Source organism: Vibrio sp. V42_P2S4T144 (assembly GCF_009904715.1).
In the GTDB taxonomy this organism is placed as follows: domain Bacteria; phylum Pseudomonadota; class Gammaproteobacteria; order Enterobacterales; family Vibrionaceae; genus Vibrio; species Vibrio alginolyticus.
Map to the genome: position 1 here is coordinate 1 of NZ_WXWS01000615.1, position 6,593 is coordinate 6,593.

Consider the following 6,593-nt stretch of genomic DNA (forward strand, 5'->3'; position numbering starts at 1 on the left):
GCTAAATAATGTCTGTATTAATTAACAAAGACACTAAAGTAATCTGTCAGGGGTTCACTGGTGGTCAAGGTACTTTCCACTCAGAGCAAGCTATCGCATACGGTACGCAAATGGTTGGCGGTGTGTCTCCAGGTAAAGGTGGCCAAACTCACCTAGGTCTTCCTGTATTCAACACAGTTCGTGAAGCAGTAGAAGCGACTGGCGCAACAGCGACAGTCATCTACGTACCAGCACCTTTCTGTAAAGATGCAATCCTAGAAGCGATTGACGCGGGTATCGAGCTAATCGTAACGATTACTGAAGGTATCCCTACTACAGATATGATCGACGTAAAAGTGAAGCTAGAAGAAACTGGCGTTCGCATGATTGGTCCTAACTGTCCGGGCGTTATCACTCCTGATGAGTGTAAGATCGGTATCATGCCTGGTCACATCCACAAGAAAGGCAAAGTAGGTATTGTATCTCGTAGCGGTACTCTAACTTACGAAGCAGTTAAACAAACCACTGACGAAGGTTTCGGCCAGTCTACTTGTGTTGGTATCGGTGGTGACCCAATCCCGGGTTCAAACTTCATTGATATCCTAAAACTGTTCCAAGAAGACCCTGAGACAGAAGCGATCGTTATGATCGGTGAGATCGGTGGTACTGCAGAAGAAGAAGCAGCAGCATACATTAAAGAAAATGTAACGAAGCCAGTGGTTTCTTACATTGCTGGTGTAACTGCGCCTCCTGGTAAGCGTATGGGCCATGCTGGTGCGATTATCTCTGGTGGTAAAGGTACTGCTGAAGACAAGTTCGCTGCACTAGAAGCGGCTGGCGTTAAAACTGTGAAATCTCTAGCAGAGATTGGCCAAGGTCTACGTGAAGTGACGGGTTGGTAATCGACCACACTACTTAATAAGTATTAAAAAGCCTGCGATTTCGCAGGCTTTTCTTTTTCCGTTTCCGTGGATTTATGTTTGTTGTTAGCAAGGTCTTTCGCGTTTAATACTCAATGCGATTATGCTTTGCTTTTAATCAGCTGGCTCAGCATAAATAAGGATGTTGCACTGATCACTACGGAAGGGCCGGCCGGTGTATCGAAGTGCCATGATAGGCTAAGCCCCATCAGTACTGCCACAGAGCCAATAATGGATGCGAACAATGCCATTTGCTCTGGTGATGAAGAGACTTTACGTGCTGTTGCTGCTGGGATAATTAGGAGCGAAGTCATGATCAACGCGCCAACGAACTTCATACCTACTGCGATTACTACACCCACCATTAGCATTAATACCAATCTAACTAAGTCTGTATTCACGCCCTCAACAGCGGCAAGTTCTTCACTGACAGTGCTAGAAAGCAGCGGGCGCCAAAAGACGTACAAACACGCACTTACCGCAACAACACCTGCGTAAATAAACATCAGATCTTGTGGAGAGACGGCAAGTAAGTCCCCAAATAGGTAGCTCATTAAATCGACGCGCACGTTTTCCAAAAAGCTAACCGATACTAAACCGATAGAGAGTGCACTGTGTGCCAATATACCTAACAACGTGTCTGTAGCCACAAGTTGTTGCTTTTGCAGAGTGACAAGCAAAACGGCCAGAGCTAAACAGCAGACGAGTAGGGCAAGGTAGAGGTTTACGTTGAGCAAGAAGCCCAGCGCTAGGCCCATTAACGATGCATGAGCTAGGGTATCTCCGAAGTAAGCCATTTTACGCCAAACGACAAATGACCCAAGTGGACCGGCAATGATCGCGATACCAATACCAGCAAGAATAGAAGGTAGGAGAAACTCAATCATGATGGTGATGTCCGTGTTTATGGTGGGAGCATGATGTCGCATCACCGCTTACTGGCGTTCCGGATAAATCGTGATGATGGTGCTCATGGTCGTGATGATAAAACGCGAGAGATTCTCTCGCTGCATTGCCAAATAGCGCGATGTAAGAAGGGTGCTGAGTAATAGTGGCAGGTGAACCTGAGCAGCAAACATGGTGATGCAGACAAATAACATCGTCCGTTTTCGCCATCACTAAATGTAAGTCATGCGATACCATAAATACGCCACAATCAAAGCGGTGACGAATGCTCTCAATTAAGTCATAGAGATCGATTTGACCTTGGATATCCACCCCCTGAGCTGGTTCGTCTAATACTAATAGCTGAGGACGCTGAAGCAGAGCGCGCGCCAGTAACACTCGTTGGTTTTCACCACCGGATAAGCGATGCATATTACTATTAAGTAAATGTTCAGCGCCAACAAGCCTTAATGCATCAATGCACTCCTGCTTACTGTATTTTCCTGCTAAATTTAGGAAGCGGGTTACATTCAATGGAAGGGAGTCATTGAGCTTCAACTTTTGAGGAACGTAACCAATTTTCAGTTTTCTTTGTCGGTTCAACTTGCCGCTAGTCGGCTTTTGAAGACCTAAGATAACTTTGACTAACGTTGATTTTCCCGCTCCATTGGGACCAATTAGGGTAGTTATTTTGCCCTTTTCTAATTCCATACTAATGTTATCGAGAACTCTGCGGCCATCGAACTCGACGCATAACTGCTCAAGATGGACTAAGGAAGACATGAATGAAACTCATTTGCAAATCAATAATGTTATAATGTAACATTATCTCACTTTCCACGCCATATCCCAAGTAAAACTATGAAAAGAGCATTAATTCTTGCTGCCTCAGCAATGTTAACACTGCCAGCACAGGCGGTAACGGTACTGACGAGTATCAAACCTATTCAGTTGTTAGTAACAGAGCTTACTCAAGGAGTAACTTCACCAGACGTGCTATTGCAGTCTAACACATCACCCCATGACTATGCTTTGCGTCCATCGGATGTTAAAAAGGTCGCTTCGGCTGATTTGGTTATCTGGTACGGACATGATCTTGAACCGTTTCTAGAGAAAGTTGTTTCGGATAGATCGAATACTTTGACTATTAGTCAAATTCCAAATCTAGAATTGCGTGAATTTGATAGTGAGCACAACCATGACCATGATGGGCACGATCATGGCTCACATGATCCGCACTTTTGGCTAGGTGTAAGCCAAGCACAACAAGTGGCCAAGGCTGTTGTGAATCAACTTGTATCACTTGATCCGGAAAATGCAGCTCAATATCAAGCGAACCTCAAAAAGTTTGAACTCGAGCTAAAAGACACTGACCAACAGATAAAGCAGAAGCTGGCACCAGTAAAAAACAAAGGTTACTTTGTATTCCATGATGCTTACGGTTATTTCGAAGATCGTTATGAACTAAATCAAATGGGGCATTTTACTGTGAGCCCAGAACGCAAGCCAGGAGCGAAGACCTTAATTCAAATTCGTCAAAAGCTAAGTGGTGGAGGTGTGGCTTGTGTATTTTCTGAACCTCAGTTTACCCCGGCTGTCGTTCAGAGCGTAATGAGAGGCAGTGATGTCGCTAAAGGCGAGCTTGACCCGTTAGGGAGTACAATTGAAGCAAAACCTGGCAGTTACTTTACTTTTCTCAACAATATGGCGAATAGTTTTGAGCAATGCTTGAACAAAAAGTCAGATTAAGTGCTGTCGTAATGTAGGAGTAGTCTTTTTAACGTGATCCAGTAGTAAGAATTACAACCTTTGGTAAGGCGAGCCTTTTCTCAGAAAGTAATTGAGATATCATTACCAATAATTATCAGCTCAAAATAACCGTATCAATCCATGTTTTACAAACGATGAACGGTCACTTTCAGAGCACAAATTGATACAAAAGGTTTTCGTCTTGCTACGCCAATTAGCCCTTGCTCTGTTGGGCTTTGTCTTATCCTACCAAGCATTTGCGCTTCATAATGCAAATGCGATCTTTTACCCTTTGCCAACTCAGGCAAAGGGTACTTTTATCGCGGCTAAAAAGTTGTTCTTGGGTGAAAAGGGCGGTTTGTGGATTCATGACGTACACGGGAGAGTCCTGTTTTACGATGGTCAAACTATATTGCCTAAATCAGGTAGCTTCCTACAAACGTCGGCCAAGCAGTTGGCCTATCATAAAGGTGCTTTTTGGACCTTTATTGAAAATGAGGTCTATCGAACTTATCCAAATCAGGAGCGACGTTTAGTCTTTAGTTTAAATCCAGGCTCACAAATAAGAAAAATAGGGTCTTCAAAGAACTATATTTGGGTGAGTGATGGCGCGCATTTCTATACCTACAATATCGACACTAGCGAGTTAAACTCTTTCTCTCTATTGCAGCTCTATCAACATAGTAATAATAGCTACGTTTACATTAATGATGCGGTGCTAGTTGAAACGAAGTGGGCACTAGCAACGACTTCCGGCTTCTATCTTTCTGAAGGTGATAAGTTTGACCATGTAGCTGCCTCAGGTCAAAACTACATTGAGAAAGTCTATTATTCACACACGCGAAGAGAAATTTTGATAGGTACATTGCGTGGCGCTTTAATTTTCAACATTTACCAGCCTGATAAAGAAGTGATTAGAATTGGCGGCTCACATGTTTTGACATTCGCAGAGACAAATCAAGAGTATTGGGTGGGGACAGAGCATGGCCTTTATTTGTACTCATTTTTTTCAGGTGAGGTCACCGAAGTCGCGCCTGCAAGTTTTCTTGAGTTAGAGTTAGATAACACGAAGATTTATTCGTTGTTGAGTGACAATATGGGAGGGATGTGGATTGCGACTAACCAAGGTATTCGTTATTACTCGCTATTTAGTAAAAAATTTGAACGAGTGACCTTTAGTAGTTATGACTCACACACCCTATCAGGACGAATTCGGCAAACTATTGAAGGTCCTGATGGTGCGCTTTGGTTTGCTGATGACCGAAAGATTTATCGTTCAGGAAAGAGTGGGATTAACCAAGTCTTAGAGTTGGAGTCGCAGATCAATGAATTTGCGTTTCAAAACGGCATGCTTTGGCTTGCAACCTCAAAAGGGCTGGAAATATTTGAGCTAAATGGTCTCAACAAGATTACATTTCCTTATTTACAGGTTATGGCTGGACATGCCGTAGAGCATGTGACCGTTGATGGTGATGACCGTCTTTGGGTATCAAGCGGATACCATCTTTACAATGTTGATACTGCTGCACAAAGCGTACGAAACTTTGGAAGTGAGTGGCTAGTAAGTCAGTATTTGCCTGCTAAGGTTACGCGCCTATATGATACTGAAGACGCCCTATTAATAGGCACCGATCATGGCGTATACCAATACAGTAATGACAACATCCAGTTTATCCGTTTTTCAGAAAAGTTTGGTGAATCATTAGACATGACCACGGCGGTTGATGGCAGCCAGTGGTTTGCTTCATCTTATGGTGTGTTTAAAACTGATACACGAAGCGATGAAAAACGTGTTGTTGAAATGAGTGAGCCCAACGCCAGACCTGCTTGCTTGATCAGAGACAGGCAAGGTGTATGGTTAGCTTCCTCTGTCGGTTTAAGCTATTACCACCTTTCGGGTGAGTTAGTGAAACATTACTCATCGTCATCAGGCTTAATGAACAATGAGTTCCTCCCTGGTATTTGTAGCGTTATACAGCAGACAGAAATTGGTGAGCGAGAGCTTGTTCTGGGGTCGAAGTACGGACTCGTAAAAGCAGAAGCATCCAAGCTGCTTGTATCTAATCCCCCAGAGTCTAAGTTTATTGTTAGCCAAGTAGTGCTTGAAAATGAAGTTCTGCAAGTTGGTAGTGCCGATCTGAATGGGCTCACACTGCCATATGGATCTTCGCTGAGTTTTTTATTCGGTGTGATGCCAAAACCAGACAGTCAAAATTTGTACTATCGATTGAACAACGATGACCCATGGCAAACGTTAGAGGGGGGCCAACTGACACTCGAGCACCTTAGTTCCGGTGAATATCACTTGCAGGTCAGTAATGAGTCTCAAGTTGCCACTGGAGTCGTTGGTTTAGAATCTCACTTTATCGTCCTTCATCCTTGGTATCTATCGCGATTTGCTATTTTAGGCTTTGTCGTAGCTAGTATTGCGGTCGTCGCATTACTTGTTTTCTGGCGCTCTCGCTACGTTGTACAGGCTAACCGTGATCTAGCAGCTCAAGTGACTCTCAAAACGAATCAGTTAAGACATCAAAGTAGAGTGTTGCTTACGAGCAACCAGCAATTACGTAAACAGATTCAAGTTAGAAACCTACTCGTAGACCATGTAGCTCTATCCATAAAATCAAGCGTCGACTTTATTGTGGCGAAACTACCTATGCCTCTGGATACTGCGACAGAGGATCATTTGGCTAAAACGAATTGGCAGTTAAATGAACTCAAAAGTGTTCCAAGTGATGTAAGTGGTGGGAGTCAGAACTACAACTTGAGTCAGATAACTCAGTCAGTGGTTGATGTATGGCAAGATGACTTTGCAAAAGCGGGTATTTTGGTAGAGCTAGAAGATGAGAGTAAGCAGAGCCGGGTTGCTCTGGAAAGCTTTAATCTTGATGTTATTTTCAATAGCATTTTTGCCAATATCATCAAGCGCTCTTTCCGGGGTCAAACGGTTAGAATTATGCTAGAAAAGGGGCATGATATTGTGTCATTGAGCTTTCTTGATTACGGGACGCAATTACCTAATAAAGTCGCGACTGGGCTTCCATCTAACTTAAATCACTC

Annotated in this window: 5 protein-coding genes; 3 read left to right on the top strand and 2 right to left on the bottom strand. The window is 43.5% G+C overall.

From position 1 onward, the window contains the following. Positions 1-8 precede the first annotated feature (8 nt). Positions 9-881, top strand: coding sequence for a succinate--CoA ligase subunit alpha (gene sucD, locus CAG68_RS20075; protein WP_005382181.1), 873 nt, complete (start codon positions 9-11; stop codon positions 879-881). 119 nt (positions 882-1,000) lie between these two features. Here the strand turns inward: sucD and znuB are convergent, their stop codons facing one another. Continuing rightward, entirely contained in the window at positions 1,001-1,786 is a 786-nt protein-coding gene (gene znuB / locus CAG68_RS20080; protein WP_005382183.1) for a zinc ABC transporter permease subunit ZnuB, read from the bottom strand. Beyond that, positions 1,779-2,567, bottom strand: a complete 789-nt coding sequence (gene znuC / locus CAG68_RS20085) for a zinc ABC transporter ATP-binding protein ZnuC (protein ID WP_005382185.1) — start codon at positions 2,565-2,567, stop codon at positions 1,779-1,781. The genes znuB and znuC overlap by 8 nt, the downstream gene beginning before the upstream one ends. Positions 2,568-2,645: 78 nt before the next feature. Here znuC and znuA point away from each other — a divergent pair, with 78 nt between their 5' ends. Beyond that, complete coding sequence (znuA, locus tag CAG68_RS20090; RefSeq protein ID WP_086046582.1) at positions 2,646-3,533, top strand: zinc ABC transporter substrate-binding protein ZnuA; 888 nt, start codon at positions 2,646-2,648, stop codon at positions 3,531-3,533. Positions 3,534-3,735: 202 nt separating this feature from the next. After that, positions 3,736-6,593, top strand: a 2,858-nt coding sequence (locus tag CAG68_RS20095) for an AraC family transcriptional regulator (RefSeq protein WP_161441569.1), incomplete at its 3' end; no start/stop codon positions are given.